General features: G+C 57.9%; 15 protein-coding genes. 9 read left to right on the forward strand and 6 right to left on the reverse strand.

Going from position 1 to position 13,882, the window contains the following annotated elements:
* Positions 1-6 precede the first annotated feature (6 nt).
* Positions 7-501, reverse strand: coding sequence for a YfcE family phosphodiesterase (locus tag RMR13_RS08255; RefSeq protein WP_310600162.1), 495 nt, complete (start codon positions 499-501; stop codon positions 7-9).
* Positions 502-698: 197 nt separating this feature from the next.
* Between RMR13_RS08255 and efp the strand changes: the two genes are divergently transcribed.
* Positions 699-1,262, forward strand: coding sequence for an elongation factor P (efp, locus tag RMR13_RS08260; protein WP_310600163.1), 564 nt, complete (start codon positions 699-701; stop codon positions 1,260-1,262).
* A gap of 6 nt (positions 1,263-1,268) precedes the next feature.
* A complete protein-coding gene (gene epmA / locus RMR13_RS08265) occupies positions 1,269-2,186 on the forward strand; it encodes an EF-P lysine aminoacylase EpmA (protein ID WP_310600164.1) in 918 nt (305 codons plus the stop codon).
* A 27-nt stretch (positions 2,187-2,213) separates the two neighbouring features.
* Here the strand turns inward: epmA and RMR13_RS08270 are convergent, their stop codons facing one another.
* Complete coding sequence (locus RMR13_RS08270) at positions 2,214-2,909, reverse strand: metallophosphoesterase (protein ID WP_310600165.1); 696 nt, start codon at positions 2,907-2,909, stop codon at positions 2,214-2,216.
* Positions 2,910-2,945: 36 nt separating this feature from the next.
* On the opposite strand from RMR13_RS08270, the gene RMR13_RS08275 reads away from it, so the two are divergent.
* The 4 genes from RMR13_RS08275 (at position 2,946) to RMR13_RS08290 (ending at position 7,222) form a co-directional block, all read left to right on the forward strand.
* Entirely contained in the window at positions 2,946-4,517 is a 1,572-nt protein-coding gene (locus RMR13_RS08275; RefSeq protein ID WP_310600166.1) for a Wzz/FepE/Etk N-terminal domain-containing protein, read from the forward strand.
* A gap of 31 nt (positions 4,518-4,548) precedes the next feature.
* Entirely contained in the window at positions 4,549-5,541 is a 993-nt protein-coding gene (locus tag RMR13_RS08280; protein WP_310600167.1) for an AAA family ATPase, read from the forward strand.
* Between the two features lie 18 nt (positions 5,542-5,559).
* Entirely contained in the window at positions 5,560-6,447 is an 888-nt protein-coding gene (locus RMR13_RS08285; RefSeq protein WP_310600168.1) for a CpsD/CapB family tyrosine-protein kinase, read from the forward strand.
* A 181-nt stretch (positions 6,448-6,628) separates the two neighbouring features.
* Entirely contained in the window at positions 6,629-7,222 is a 594-nt protein-coding gene (locus tag RMR13_RS08290) for a carbonic anhydrase (protein ID WP_310600169.1), read from the forward strand.
* Positions 7,223-7,259: 37 nt separating this feature from the next.
* Here RMR13_RS08290 and RMR13_RS08295 read toward each other — a convergent pair whose 3' ends face one another.
* The gene (locus RMR13_RS08295) at positions 7,260-7,484 is read right to left on the reverse strand and encodes a hypothetical protein (RefSeq protein ID WP_310600170.1); all 225 of its coding nucleotides are present in this window, start codon (positions 7,482-7,484) and stop codon (positions 7,260-7,262) included.
* Here RMR13_RS08295 and RMR13_RS08300 point away from each other — a divergent pair.
* The 3 genes from RMR13_RS08300 to RMR13_RS08310 all read left to right on the forward strand — a co-directional run bounded on the left by RMR13_RS08300 (position 7,483) and on the right by RMR13_RS08310 (position 10,093).
* Positions 7,483-8,937 carry an exodeoxyribonuclease III gene (locus RMR13_RS08300; RefSeq protein WP_310600171.1) on the forward strand — a complete coding sequence of 485 codons (1,455 nt, stop codon included), beginning with the start codon at positions 7,483-7,485 and terminating at the stop codon, positions 8,935-8,937. The genes RMR13_RS08295 and RMR13_RS08300 overlap by 2 nt on opposite strands.
* An 11-nt stretch (positions 8,938-8,948) precedes the next feature.
* Positions 8,949-9,611, forward strand: coding sequence for a response regulator transcription factor (locus tag RMR13_RS08305; protein WP_310600172.1), 663 nt, complete (start codon positions 8,949-8,951; stop codon positions 9,609-9,611).
* Positions 9,612-9,820: 209 nt separating this feature from the next.
* Positions 9,821-10,093, forward strand: a complete 273-nt coding sequence (locus RMR13_RS08310) for an HU family DNA-binding protein (RefSeq protein ID WP_310600173.1) — start codon at positions 9,821-9,823, stop codon at positions 10,091-10,093.
* A 35-nt stretch (positions 10,094-10,128) separates the two neighbouring features.
* On the opposite strand, the gene lgt is transcribed toward RMR13_RS08310, so the two are convergent.
* The 3 genes from lgt to RMR13_RS08325 form a co-directional block, all read right to left on the reverse strand.
* On the reverse strand, positions 10,129-10,947 hold the full coding sequence (lgt, locus tag RMR13_RS08315; protein ID WP_310600174.1) for a prolipoprotein diacylglyceryl transferase: 819 nt from the start codon (positions 10,945-10,947) through the stop codon (positions 10,129-10,131).
* Between the two features lie 21 nt (positions 10,948-10,968).
* Positions 10,969-12,852, reverse strand: a complete 1,884-nt coding sequence (gene mnmG / locus RMR13_RS08320) for a tRNA uridine-5-carboxymethylaminomethyl(34) synthesis enzyme MnmG (RefSeq protein ID WP_310600175.1) — start codon at positions 12,850-12,852, stop codon at positions 10,969-10,971.
* 157 nt (positions 12,853-13,009) lie between these two features.
* On the reverse strand, positions 13,010-13,843 hold the full coding sequence (locus RMR13_RS08325; RefSeq protein ID WP_310600176.1) for a class I SAM-dependent methyltransferase: 834 nt from the start codon (positions 13,841-13,843) through the stop codon (positions 13,010-13,012).
* Between the last annotated feature and the right edge of the window lie 39 nt (positions 13,844-13,882).

The following is a 13,882-nucleotide window of genomic DNA, read 5'->3' on the forward strand; positions in this document are numbered from 1 at the left end:
GCACCTTCATCGGATCGGTGTAACGTCGGCGATTCGGGCGGCGAGTTCCTCGCCGGCTTCGAGAAGGGCAAAGGACCCGGGGGCGCCATAGAGCCCAGTGGCACAAAAGCTGCCCGGATTGAGGAACAGGGTCGAGCCGTAGCGCTGGCAGACAGGTCGATGCGTGTGGCCGTAGACTATGCAGTCGACCTCGGGAAAGAGATTCCAGAGCGCGTTTTCGTGGTCCGCTCCCAGCCGGGCGCCGTGGGTTAGGCCGATGGTGAAGGGGCCCAGGGAAAATTGCATCTGTTCCGGAAGGCGGCTGCGAACCCCGCTGTCGCACATGTTGCCGCAGACCGCATGGACGGTCTTGCCGCGAAAGGCCTCCAAAACCGCAAGCGAGGTCAGGTCGCCGGCGTGGATGATGACATCGCAATCGGCAAAGCAGGCCGCAACCTGCCGGACGAACAGGCTGTCCGGACGGCTGAGGTGGGTGTCGGAAAGAACGCCGGCGCGGATCATCGGCTATGCTGCGGTCTGGGAATGGTCATCATGGGCTGACAATCTATAGGCATTGCCGGACGAACACAAGAGAAGACCGGTTTAAGGCGATAAGTTTTGCTTTTGGCGCAGGAAGCGGTTGCGAAAAAAACGATAATTTTGTAATTTAACCTGTTTTAGGAAAAGTAATCGATTCATAAAGAGTGAAGGACAAAGGTATGTATACAGCATCCGATCTGCGCAAGGGCTTAAAAATTCAAATTGATGGCGAACCCTATATTGTCACCGAGTTCGATTTCTCCAAACCCGGTAAGGGGCAGGCGCTGTACCGAACCAAGATGCGCAACATGATCACCGGGGTTCAATTCACCCAAACCTACCGCTCCAACGACAAGTTCGACCGGCCGAACCTCGAAGAGCGGAAAATGCAGTTTTTGTACGCCCAGGACAACGAGTACCACTTCATGGACACCTCCTCTTACGAGCAGATTTTCCTGACCAAGGAACAGTTGGGCGACAACCTGAATTTTCTGATCGACAATATGGAAGTGGAGGTGTTGTTTTTCGGCGACCGACCCATCGATATCACCTTGCCCACCTTTGTCAACCTCGAGGTCACGGTGGCCGATCCCTGGGCCAAGGGCGATACCTCCGGTTCGGATACCAAACCCGTGACCGTGCAGACCGGCTTTCAGCTCCAGGTGCCGCCCTTTGTCGAACAAGGTGATAAAATCCAAATCGATACCAGGACGGGCTCCTACATCACCCGGGTGAAAGAATAATCGGGCATGCTCTCCCCCGTGGGCCTGCGGCAGCGTTCGGATTTGCTGCAGGCCATCCGTTCGTTTTTTCTTGGGCGTGATTATATCGAAGTCGATACTCCGTTACGGCTGCCGGTCCTGATCCCTGAACCTCATCTCATTCCCTTCGCCAGCGAGGAGTGTTTTTTGCATACCTCGCCGGAGATCTGCATGAAACGATTGCTCGCGGGCGGCTGCGAGCGCATTTTTCAGATCTGCCACTGTTTTCGCAAGGAAGAATGCGGCAGGCTGCATCAAGCCGAATTTACCATGCTCGAATGGTATCACAAGGGATGGGATTACTTCGACTTGATGCGGCAATGCGAGGAACTGATCGGATGGGTGGCACGGAAGGTGCCCGGTTTTTCCGGCCTCACGGATGGGGACCGGCTGCGTTGGCAGGATGCCCAAGTGGACTTGGCCCCGCCGTGGGAGCGACTGACGGTCGCCGAGGCTTTTCAGCGCCATGCCGCCGTTTCGGTCACGGACGCCCTGCGTGCCGACCGCTTTGACGAGATCTTGGTCACCGAGGTAGAGCCCAACCTGGGGCGGACTCGACCGGTCTTTCTCTACGATTACCCCGTCGAATTGGGGTCGCTCGCCCGCAGGAGCCGCCACAATCCGGCGGTGGCGGAACGGTTCGAACTCTACGTGGCCGGGGTCGAGCTGGCCAACGGGTTTTCCGAACTGGCCGACCCGCTGGAGCAGCGGCAGCGCTTTCAACGGGCAATCGAGCAGATGCAGGAAGAGGGGAAAACAGCCCAGATGCCGGAAAGACTGCTCGCCAACCTGAGCCGGATGGGTGAGGTGGCCGGGATAGCCTTGGGAGTGGATCGCTTGTGCATGCTGTTGCAGGGGCACAACGACATCGCCCAGACCACGCCATTAATTTTTGCGGAATTGTAGATAGCTGCCCTTGTCTTTTTTTTTCTTTCAACTACCATGAATAAATTCCTGGGAGATTGCGGTCTCTCCTGGCGGCACGCTGACCACCTCGCGCTCGGGCAGCAACAGCGCTGTCAACTGCCCGCCATACACCGCTCCGGTGTCGATGCCGATCTTGTCCGCCGCAAAATAGGGCTCGGCAAATACCGTGTGACCGAAAACAATAGGCTTGCCGAACTCGTGGGAACTGGTGAGAAAAGCATCGCGGGCCCACAGGCACCATTGAGCGGTTTGTTGGCTGAGATGGCGGCCGGGCTGCAAGCCGGCATGTACATAAATGGCGTGCTGATCCTCCCAGAAAAGAGGTAAGCTCCGCAGGAAAGCGAGATGGTCGGCGGGGACCAATCGGGTTCTTTGCTCGGGCGTTGCCGAGAGCGGAATGCCATAGCTGGCCAGGGTCTGTCGTCCTCCGACTTGCAGGAAAAGGGCGTCGTCGTCGCCCATGAGATATTGATAGAACAGAAAATCGTGGTTTCCCATCAGCGGCACGACCCGTGGATGCCGGGAACGCAGCGACAAAATGGTGGAGATCACCGCCTTGGAATCCGGGCCTCGGTCGACATAGTCGCCGAGGAACACCAGGGTGTCCGCCCGATGGCACACTTGATCCAGCAGATGACGGAGCGAAGTGTGGCAGCCGTGAATATCGCCGATCACGCAGGTGGTTGTGTTTGCTGTCGACATAACGGTTGATGGCTGAAAAAAAACGCGTAGAAAAATATGAACAATCAGCAGCGCCAGTTGATCAAAAAATATGTCGATCTCGTCCTAACCAGATGGCGGCTCATCACCAGTTGCCTGCTCTTGGGGGTAACCATCGGTCTGGGATACTACGTTGTCGTTCCCAAGAGCTACCAGAGTACCGCCTTGCTCAGCTATGAACAGCAGCAGATCAATCCCGGGAAAATGGATCCGGAACAAGGAAGGAGCAGGCTGCAGGAATCCTTGGCAACGTTACGGGAACTTGTAACCAGTCGCAACAACCTTGAAAAGGTCATCCTCAATTTTTCTTTGTACGAGGAAGCGCGAAAAAAGCTGCCTCTGGAAGATGTTATTGAAATGATGCGGACAAATATCGCCATCCAGCCTTCCGGCAAGGGTGATATCTTCAGTGTGTCCTTTCAAGGCGGCGACCCACAGAAAGTGACCAAGGTCACCAACGCTCTGGCCTCGTTGTTCATCGAGGAAAATATGAAGTACCGCGAGGGGCGCGCAGCTGAGATCTCGAAATTTACCCAAAGCGAGTTGGATCAGTCCAAGAAGGTGCTGGACGAGAAAGAACAGCAGATGCGGGACTACAAGCTGAAATATTTCAATGAAATGCCGGAACAGCGGCAGAGCAATTTTACCCAGCTTCAGGCCCTCATGCGGCAAAATCAGGATATCCAGACTTCCATTCAAGAGCTTGAACGAACCAGGGCCATGGTGCAGGAGCAGGGCAATATGCAGCGCAGCCTCGCCTCCCTACATGCTACTGGCGATCAAGCGCGTGCCGCCACGCGCCAACCGGAAACCGATGGAGATCGTTTGCTGCGTCTGCAGGGCTATCTGGAGGAATTGCAGGGAAAATACACGGAGAATCACCCGGAGGTACGGCGGGTTAAGCAGCAGATCCAGCAATTGGAGGCAAAGAGAGCCAAGGGAGGATCAAGCGGCAAGCAGAACGCATCGGCCGGCGCGAGAGCATCGCAAGCCGCAGGTCTGGAAGACAGCAGAACCCAGGTCCAACTGAAACAGCTGGATATCAATATTCAGCAATTGCGCGATGAACAGGCGAAAATTCCTCCGCAAATCGCCCAGTACCAGAAATGGATAGAGGCGGTGCCCACCCGTGAAGCGGAATGGGCTAGTTTTACCAGGGATTACAGCGAATTGCGTCGTCACTACGATCAGCTGGTCGCCCAGAATCTCCAGGCGCAATCCGGGGAAAACCTCGAGCGAAATCAAAAAGGGAGCAAGTTCAAGATTGTCGACCCCGCGCGCGCGCCTGAAAAACCGTTCAAACCTAATTTCCTGAGAATTCTGCTTGCCGCCGTGGCGGCGGGCTTGGGTTTAAGTCTCGGGTATGTCCTGTTGGTCGACTTTGCCGACACCTCATTTAAGAATATCGGTGAGCTTGAGGAATATATCGGCGTGCCGGTCATCTGCTCCATACCGTTTATCGAAAAAGATACCGAAACCAAAAAGGATCGGATTGTTTTTCGGATAAGCCTTGCCCTGATATCCAGTTATGCGGCCCTGCTGGTGGCGGCCATTGCATTCATGTGGATCAGGGGCATGATCATCGTCTGAAACTCTTCCCGGTTATTGCAAACGATTAAGCATGTATACCAAGTACTACGGCCTGTCCAAAAAACCATTCGCCCTGACGCCCGATCCCTCCTTGGTCTTCATGAGCGAGACCCATCAGGAAGGGTTGGCCATCCTCAAATACGGGATTCTCAGTAAGAAATGTTTCCTGGTGCTGACGGCCGACGTCGGTTCGGGCAAGACCACGCTTCTGCAGGCCTTGGTGAGTTCGCTGGAGCATGATGTCCATCTTTGCCATCTCAACAACCCGATCCTCCGGCGCGACGAGTTCTTTTCCTACATAGCCAAGCAGCTTGGATTGCAGTGGGATGGCAACAAAGCCATGTTCCTGATCGAATTCGGCAACCTGCTCAAGAAGTGTTACAAGAAAAATGAGCGGGTGTTGCTGATTTTCGACGAAGCCCATGTCCTCCCGGTCGATCTTCTGGAAGAGATTCGCCTGCTTTCCAATCTGGAGGAAAAGGGACAGGATGTGCTGTCGATCTTTTTGGTGGGTCAGCCGGAACTCAACGAACGCATGAGCGACGACCGACTGCTGCCCCTGCGCCAGCGCATCGGTATCCGTTTTCATCTCAACCGGTTCACCCTTGAGGAAACCCGGCAATATATCCTGTTTCGCTTGCGACATGCCGGGGCTCGGCACCTCAATATTTTTTCCGACGATGCCATTGTCGAGATCCATCAGGTCAGCCACGGGACCCCCCGGTTGATCAATATTATCTGCGATCATGCCCTGCTGTCCGGGTTTGCAGAAAGTAAACCGGCGATCAACGCGGATCTAGTCCGGGAGAGTGTGGAGGATCTCCATTTTCCCGGCGAGGAGAACCCCTTGCCCGTCGCCAGCCAAGCCGAACCCGACAGGGCACGCCTGCTCGGGGTGTGCGGCGGGGTCGCCGTTGTGGTTCTGATGCTTCTCGTGGTGTTGGAAATGCTGCCGGCCACCCGGGGTATTTCTCCGCTGGGCAGGATGCTGCCCGAGTCGTTGTTGCAGTATCTTCGTTTTTAAGGGCAGTTGGAGGGTCTTGTGGGAAAAGTATTCAAGGCATTGAAGCGGGCTGATGAGGCAATGGTCGTGGAAGCGGAGGAGGTTCGGGTATCGGATGCGCCCATCCTCGCCCCCAGCAACCCCGAGTCTCGGAAACCTGAACCGGCCGAACCCGCCACGTCGCCAGCCAGCCCAGTCGATGCTGCCGAGCAATTGCATCTCGGGCGATGGGACGATCGCCTGGTGCTTGCCACCTCGAACACCGGTCCGGTGGCGGAAAGCATCCGCGCCTTGCGTACCCGCATCCTGTTTCCTTCCTCGGGAAAGATTCCGCGGACCATTCTGGTGACCAGCGCTTCCCCGGGCGAAGGGAAAAGTTTTATTTGCGCCAATTTGGGGATATCCCTTGCGCAGGGTGTGGATAATTACTGCCTGCTGGTGGATTGCGACCTACGCAAACCGATGCAGCACAGCCTTTTTGGCCAGAGCAACGTGGCGGGACTGTCCGACTATCTCTGCCACCGCAAGCCCATACCCGACCTGCTGCTCCCGTCAGGCGTCGAGAAACTTTCGCTGCTGCTTTCCGGTCCTCGTTCCGTCAATCCTGCCGAATTGCTCGGTTCGGCGGCAATGAGCAGGCTGGTCGACGAATTGGCCCAGCGCTACGATGACCGCATCGTTCTTCTGGACAGCCCGCCGCTGCATGCCGCCAGTGAGACCTCGGTGCTGGCGCAGCACGTCGACGGCGTGGTACTGGTGGTTCGTTCCGGCGCCTCCCGTCGCGAATACGTGAAAGCTCTGGCCGACGCCATTGGCCGCGACAAGATTTTAGGTGTGGTTTTCAATGCCTACCGCGCCACCATGCTCGATTATCGGGTGTTTGGCTATTACGAATACCAGAAGGATTATTATTACGGGGAAAAGTAGCGTGTGCGGATATCGCCGTGCCACGCTGAAGGAGGGTTTTTTCTCCTTATCATTTTTTCTGTAGCTGAAGCATTATCCAGTTGATATGCTGTTGGGCCTTTTCCGCGCGGAAAGGGTGGCTGACCCGCTTGGCCTTTAGTTTTGTTCAACAATGCAACAACGGTACAGACCAAGGAAAGGAATGCGAACAGCGAAAAGAAAGATGACGGGACAAGAGGCGCTTCAAGTCCTGTTGGCGGGAAATGAACGGTTCGTCAAGGGCAATCTCCAACATCCCAATCACTGCGAAGAATCGCGCAGGGGGCTTGTCGGTGGGCAAGACCCGATAGCGGTGGTGCTTGCCTGCGCCGACTCGCGGGTCCCACCGGTTGATGTCTTTGACCAGGGGTTGGGGGATTTGTTTATCCTGCGCGTTGCAGGCAATATCATCAACGATCACATCCTGGGTAGCATCGAATACGCGGTTGCCCATCTCTATACTCCTCTGGTCATGGTGTTGGGCCATTCTTCCTGCGGCGCGGTCAATGCGGTGGCGCAGGGGGTCAAGTTGGAGGGGCACATCGCCAGTCTTACCCCGTCGATTGATGCGGCACTGAAGAGAACCAAAGGCCATGAAGGGCATTGGCCGGATAACGCCGCCATGGAATTGGCACGGGCCACAGCCAGAAAAATTGCCGAATCAGAACCCATTATCGCCGATCTGGTGAATGAAGGCAAAGTGGTCGTTGTCGCCGCCTACTATAATCTGGCCACCGGCGAGGTGACCGTGTTGTGAGCACTGCCAAGGCAAATGAGCGAAGAGCCCGATTGCTTCACCAACGTCCTCGCCCCCTTGCTTTTGCATGAGCCCTTTCTGGCTCGATCGCTTTTTCCACCCTCGAACCAGCCGCAAAGTGCTGGTTTTCTTTTTCGCTTGTATCGTTTGTTTCCCGGAAATCATTTGTTCGGGTTGCCTCATCCGCCGCATCTATGCTAGGTTGACCGGATCGTAATTGTTCTTTCCCCGCCGTAACCGGCGTTGATTCGGTGCAACGCATGACATTTCCTTTGCATGATGTCCTGCTCCTGCTCAAAAAAGAGGTGCAGGCGTATCAGGTTCCCGTGGTCGATTTGATCGCGGCGCAAACCAACGATCCCTTCAAGATTTTGGTGGCAACACTACTTTCGGCACGGACCAAGGACGAGGTGACCGCCGCCGCCGCCCGCCGGCTGTTTGCCCAGGCCGGTACGGTCGATGAGTTGGGCCGCCTGACAACCGAGGAATTGGAGCGGCTCATTTATCCGGTGGGATTTTATCGCAACAAAGCGCGATTTCTCCGACAGTTGCCGGCGGTCTTGCAAGAGCGGTTCGACGGCACCGTTCCCCAGAATATCGATTCCCTGCTCGCCTTACCCGGGGTCGGACGCAAAACGGCCAATCTGGTGTTGGCGGTGGCCTTCGCCAAACCGGCCATCTGCGTGGATACCCACGTGCATCGCATCATGAACATCTGGGGGGTGGTCAAGACCGAGACCCCCTTGCAGACCGAGATGGCCCTGCAAAATATCCTGCCGGAGCCTTCATGGGCTGAAGTGAATTCCATTCTAGTTGCCTTTGGTCAGGGGACATGCACCCCGGTGCGGCCCCATTGCGATTGTTGCGCGATCGCCTGTTGGTGCCCGCGCATCGGCGTGACGCCGCGCAAGCTCAAGACGACCAACAAGAGGACGGACATGCCGCAAACAAAGGGACAAAAATTCATTTCCTGGAATGTCAACGGGGTACGGGCGGCCTTGAAAAACGGCCTACTGGACGTGTTACGCGACTTCGATGCCGATATCCTGGCCCTCCAGGAAATCAAGGCCCAGCCGGAGCAACTGCCGCCATCGCTGCAGCACATCGATGGCTACCATGCGTTCTGGAATCCGGCGAAAAAGAAGGGATATGCCGGCACGGCCGTGCTGTGCAAGACCGCCCCGCTTCAGGTACGGTACGGACTCGACGAGCCCAGGTTCGATGACGAGGGGCGGGTGCTCACCCTCGAATTCAGCGACTTTTATTTCGTCAACGTCTATTCGCCCAACGCCCAGCCTGAATTGAAACGGCTGACCTTCAAGCAGGATTTCAACCAGGCCCTGTTGGCCTACATGGACCGTCTTGCCCAATCCAAATCGCTCGTGCTCTGCGGCGACCTGAACGTGGCCCACGAGGAGATCGATCTGGCCAATCCCAAGGCCAACGTCAACAATCCCGGTTTTTCCCACCAGGAACGAGCCTGGATGGATCTCATAACCGCGAACGGCTACATCGATACCTTCAGGAAATTCGACGCCTCACCGGAGCGGTACACCTGGTGGAGCTATCGCTTCAATGCCAGGGCAAAGAACATCGGCTGGAGAATCGACTATTTCATCGTCGACCGGGCCAGCGACGCCCGTGTCGTCGACGCCGCCATTCATGAAGAGGTCGCCGGTTCGGATCATTGTCCGGTGAGTATACTTTTTCGCTGACGGCTTCTGCCATGAACCAATATCGCATCGCCATCGCCGACGATCATTGCCTCATACGCCAGGGGCTGAAAAGCCTCATCCGTACCTGTCCGTCCCTCTGCATTGTGGCGGAAGCGGACAACGGCAGCGAACTGTTGGAAAAACTGCAGTTGCATCGCCCGGATATGGTGATTCTGGATATTACCATGCCGCAGCTCAACGGCATTGAGGCCTTGCGAAGAATACGCGACCAGTATCCGGAAATGGCTGTTCTGATTTTAACCATGCATTCCGGCAGCTATCATTTTTACCAAGCCATGACCGCCGGTGCCCATGGCTACCTGCTCAAGGACGACTCCGAAAGTGAATTGCTCATCGCCATCGGCACCATCCGCGAAGGCCGGCCCTATGTCTCCTCGCAGCTTGCGCCGGAGGTCACCGACGAAGTGATCGCCAATTTCCGCGGCGATGCCAAGACGCCTTGTTTCTGCTTGAGCGATCGGGAAAAAGAGGTGCTGCGCCTGGTGGTGCAGGGATGCTCGAGCCGAGCAATCGGCGAGCGCCTGGGCATCAGCCCCCGCACCATCGATCATCATCGGGCAAGCCTGCTGAAAAAATTTAAGATGAAAAAGACGGTCGATCTCGTCAATCATGTGGCCAGCAGCGGCATGCTGCTCCCAGACGATAAACCATAATTTTTCTCTTTTCTTTGCTATTCTTATTTCATTTAGCGTACTGTTTTCTTTGTATATTGTTTCAAATATAAGCATTTTTACCTAACATTCGTTAGGTATTTCTTACAATTGTTTTTTTTGTTGGCTGGGCTTAAGTACGGCTTCTGGAAACGGTCGGACCAAATGAGGGACGCGGCCTGAGCGCTAACGACACGAAGTGGGAAGAGTCCATGAACAAAAACGATCTCATCGCATCCATCGCGGTGTCTGCCAACATCAGCAAAAAAGCGGCTGCCCAGAGCCTGGACGGCATGCTGACCACCCTGTTCGCAGCCATCAAGGAAGGAAAACGCGTCACCCTGACCGGGTTCGGCACCTTCACCATCGTGGAGCGGGCGCCTCGGACCGGCAGAAATCCGCAAACCGGAGAAACCGTGCCCATTCCTCCCCGCCGGGTCGTCAAATTTCGGCCGGGAAGGGAATTGTCCCGGAAAATTCAGTGAGTTAATTCCTGGGAAACCGGGCCGGTAAAGCGGGCTCAGCGCGGCCGGTCTTGGGTTGCCCTTTGATGGAGCCATCGCCACAGTAGGGGCGCCGCGACGATCATGGCCAGGCAGAGCAGCTGGCCCATGGAGAAGGTCGAGCCGATCAGCCCGATTTGGGGGTCCGGCTCGCGGACAAATTCGACCAAAAAACGGAAGCAGCCGTACAGGCCGAGAAAAAGCGCCAACAAGGTTCCATGCGGCCAACGGCTGGTGGATGCCGGTTGCCATGGCTTGGCTTTGACGGCCCAGAGAACTATGAAAAGGACCACCCCCTCGAGCAGGGCCTCATAGAGTTGCGAAGGGTGCCGGGGCAAGGGACCGCCTTCGGGGAAGACCATGCCCCAGGGGACCACGGTGATCCGCCCGAAAAGTTCTCCATTGATGAAGTTGCCCAGACGACCGAAGAACAGGCCGATGGGCGCGGAGACGATGAAGAGATCCGCAGCCTTCCAGAAGTCGAGTCCCGTGCGGCGGCAGAAGAGATAGCCGGCCAGGAGCGCCCCCAGGCAACCACCGTGAAACGACATGCCCCCTGTCCAAATGGCCGGTATGTCGAGGGGGTGGGCAAGATAATAGGCCGGATTGTAAAACAGGACATAGCCGAGGCGGCCGCCGAGTACCACCCCCAGGATCAGAAATAAATGGAGGTCGTCGAGCCGGTCGCGCATCTGCTGCCAGTGAAACAGCTTGGCCTGGTACAGGACCAGCAGATAGGCGGCGGCAAAGCCGATGACATACATCAGGCCGTACCAGCGGAGTTGGATCGGCCCCACGGAAAGCAGTACCGGATCGATGGTGGGATACGCAAGCATGTCGTGTCCTGCCCGTGACGGTTAAAGAATGCCCAGGCGTTTGAGATGGACCTGGAGAACGGAAAGGGCCGCCGGAGTGACGCCGGATATCCGGGAGGCCTGCCCCAGCGAGCGGGGCTGTACCTTGGTCAGTTTTTCCACCACTTCATTGGAGAGACCGGGCAAGCCTCTGTAGACCAAATCCGGCGGCAATTCGATGCGTTCGAGCTTTTTGAAACGCACGATCTGCTCCTCCTGCCTGCGGATGTACCCCTCGTATTTCACCTGCAGTTCGATCTCGTCGCTCAAGGCGGCGGCCTGGGCGGGCAGTGGCCGCTCGGGGACCACTGCGTCGATTAATTCCGTGAGCTGGTGCAACCGGATCTCGGGCCGGCGCAGAATGTCAGCCAAGGTCACGGCCTGGGTAATGGCCTGGGAATCGTGCCTGACAAGGAAGTCGTTCACCGTGCTTTGCGGCTTGATCCGGGTTTCGTGCAGTAGGCGCACCGTCTCCTCGATGCAGGCCTTTTTGCGCTGAAACGCCTCCCAGGCGGATTCGCTGAGCAGCCCGATCCGATGACCGATCGCACACAGCCGCATGTCGGCATTGTCTTCCCGCAGCAGCAGGCGGTATTCCGCCCGCGAGGTGAACAGTCGATAGGGCTCCTTGGTGCCCAGGGTCACGAGATCGTCGATCAAAACCCCGAGATACGCCTGCGAGCGGTCGAGCACGACCGGCGCTTCGCCCCGCACCCGGCAAACGGCGTTGATCGCGGCCATCAGCCCCTGGCCGGCGGCCTCCTCGTAGCCCGAGGTACCGTTGATCTGCCCGGCCAGAAAAAGACCGGCGATGCGTTTTGTTTCCAGCGACGGTTTCAGTTCCCGCGGATCGACATGGTCGTACTCAATGGCGTAGCCGGGGCGGATGATCCGAGCCTGTTCCAGGCCGGAAATGGAGTGGACCAGGGCGACCTGGGTGGCCAGCGGCAGGCTGGTGGGGATGCCGTTGGGGTAGACTTCGACGGTGTCCAGGCCTTCGGGCTCAAGGAAGATCTGATGGCGCGGCTTTTCCGGAAACCGCATCACCTTGTCCTCGATCGACGGGCAATAGCGCGCGCCCACCCCTTCGATGATGCCGGCGTACATGGGCGACTGGTCGATGGAGGCGCGGATGATTTCGTGGGTGCGTTCGTTGGTGTAAGTGATGTGGCAGGGGCGCTGGGGCAGGGGCGGCGCTCCGCCCGAGGCAAAGGAAAAAAGGGACGGGGTTTCGTCGGTGTACTGAGCCTCCAGCCGGGAATAGTCGATGGTGTTGCCGTCGAGCCGGGGGGTGGTGCCGGTTTTCATCCGGCCCATGGCAAAGCCGGCGGCGACAAACCATTGGGCCAGCTTGGTCGAGGGCGCGTCCCCCATCCGGCCGGCGGGAAATTGTTTCAGGCCGATATGAATCAGGCCGTTGAGAAAGGTGCCGGTGGCAACCACCACCGCCTTGACTCGGATTCGTTCGTCCAGCGAGGTTCGTACTCCGACCACCTGGTCGTCTTCGACCAGGATTTCGTCGACCACTGCCTGGCGGATGGCCAGGTTGGGCTGATTTTCCAGCACCTGCTTCATCCGCAGGCGGTAGAGCAGCCGGTCGGCCTGGGCCCTGGAGGAGCGGACAGCCGGCCCTTTGCTGGTGTTGAGCCGCCGGAACTGGATGCCGGTGGCATCGATGTTTTTGGCCATTTCGCCGCCAAGGGCGTCGATTTCCTTGACCAGGTGCCCCTTGGCCAGGCCACCGATGGCGGGATTGCAGGACATGGCTCCGATGGTGTCGGCATTGATGACGCACACCAAAGTGCGGCAGCCCATACGGGCCGCGGCCAGCGCCGCCTCGCACCCGGCGTGGCCCGCGCCGATGACGGCGATGTCGAAGTCAGTCATGGCTGTAAATCCGTAGCAGCGGGAAAACTACCGGTAAATAAGGGCAAATCGCGGCGGGCTGCGTAGGATTGCGCCCGCCGTCCCTCGGAAAGTGGGCTATTATACGGCATTGTCTTTCATTTGCAAGCATCCTGGCCGGGACGTCCTCCGAGACGGGTCAACTCCGCTTCCGATCGGGGTGCCAGGTGATATAGGCCCAGGTGGGAACATGGCGGGGATGAAGCGCGATGGAGCCGTCGTCGCAATTCCTCGCGATGGAGCGAATATAGGCCTGCAGCCGCTTGGTTTCGCGGGTGTCCAGCTCCGGAAGCATCCAATGGTAGCGGGCAAGGGCCTGTTCGAGGTTGCGGTAGCGGGCGGTTTCTTCCAGCCGGATGAAATCGACGGTGGCCAGACAGCCCATTTCATAGAGGATATTGACGGTGAAGATGTAATCCGGCCCGGGGTGCAGGGGGCGTCCGACCGCAGCAAAGGCGTCGGGATCGTGCGGGCCGGCGCCAACCCGGTCGGTCACCGCCACCCGGTGCGCGGCAAATTCGTTGAGGCGGCGGAGGGCGGCGCCAAGATCGGCCACGGCGAGCGAGCGCGAAGCAATGACCAGATCGTGGGAGAGCAGGCCACAGGCGCGCCAGTCGTCGTCCCAGGAGAGGGGCAGGGTGGCGATGTTGTCCAGCCGGTTTCGCTCCGCCCGGTCGGCCAGGATGGCGAGCATCTTGGGCGAGAAATCGATGCAGGTGACCGTCCGCACCTTGGCCGCCAAGGGCAGGGCCAAGGTACCGGGGCCGCTGCCGACATCGAGCACGGACCAGTCCGGTTCTGGTTTGAGCAGGGCGAGGAAGGCATCGGCATAGGCCGACTGGCCGGTGCGCCGGGCAAAGGATGCGGCCCGTTCGTCCCAGTCGGCAACGCCCTTGGGCTGCCAGGAACGCTCCGCCTGCGCCTGTTGCCAGAGGCGGCTCCAGTCGATGTCCTGGTATCGGTGAAGAGACATGGACCACCTTGTCCGGGGTGAAATAATTTGACAGATCTT

This window comes from Desulfobulbus sp. (genome assembly GCF_031547805.1).
Taxonomy (GTDB): domain Bacteria; phylum Desulfobacterota; class Desulfobulbia; order Desulfobulbales; family Desulfobulbaceae; genus Desulfobulbus.

Coding starts and splice junctions, on each gene's coding strand:
- RMR13_RS08255 (WP_310600162.1), bottom strand. CDS start 501: ATGATCCGCGCCGGCGTTCTTTCCGACACCCACCTCAGCCGTCCGGAC.
- efp (WP_310600163.1), top strand. CDS start 699: ATGTATACAGCATCCGATCTGCGCAAGGGCTTAAAAATTCAAATTGAT.
- epmA (WP_310600164.1), top strand. CDS start 1,269: ATGCTCTCCCCCGTGGGCCTGCGGCAGCGTTCGGATTTGCTGCAGGCC.
- RMR13_RS08270 (WP_310600165.1), bottom strand. CDS start 2,909: ATGTCGACAGCAAACACAACCACCTGCGTGATCGGCGATATTCACGGC.
- RMR13_RS08275 (WP_310600166.1), top strand. CDS start 2,946: ATGAACAATCAGCAGCGCCAGTTGATCAAAAAATATGTCGATCTCGTC.
- RMR13_RS08280 (WP_310600167.1), top strand. CDS start 4,549: ATGTATACCAAGTACTACGGCCTGTCCAAAAAACCATTCGCCCTGACG.
- RMR13_RS08290 (WP_310600169.1), top strand. CDS start 6,629: ATGCGAACAGCGAAAAGAAAGATGACGGGACAAGAGGCGCTTCAAGTC.
- RMR13_RS08300 (WP_310600171.1), top strand. CDS start 7,483: ATGACATTTCCTTTGCATGATGTCCTGCTCCTGCTCAAAAAAGAGGTG.
- RMR13_RS08295 (WP_310600170.1), bottom strand. CDS start 7,484: ATGCGTTGCACCGAATCAACGCCGGTTACGGCGGGGAAAGAACAATTA.
- RMR13_RS08305 (WP_310600172.1), top strand. CDS start 8,949: ATGAACCAATATCGCATCGCCATCGCCGACGATCATTGCCTCATACGC.
- RMR13_RS08310 (WP_310600173.1), top strand. CDS start 9,821: ATGAACAAAAACGATCTCATCGCATCCATCGCGGTGTCTGCCAACATC.
- lgt (WP_310600174.1), bottom strand. CDS start 10,947: ATGCTTGCGTATCCCACCATCGATCCGGTACTGCTTTCCGTGGGGCCG.
- mnmG (WP_310600175.1), bottom strand. CDS start 12,852: ATGACTGACTTCGACATCGCCGTCATCGGCGCGGGCCACGCCGGGTGC.
- RMR13_RS08325 (WP_310600176.1), bottom strand. CDS start 13,843: ATGTCTCTTCACCGATACCAGGACATCGACTGGAGCCGCCTCTGGCAA.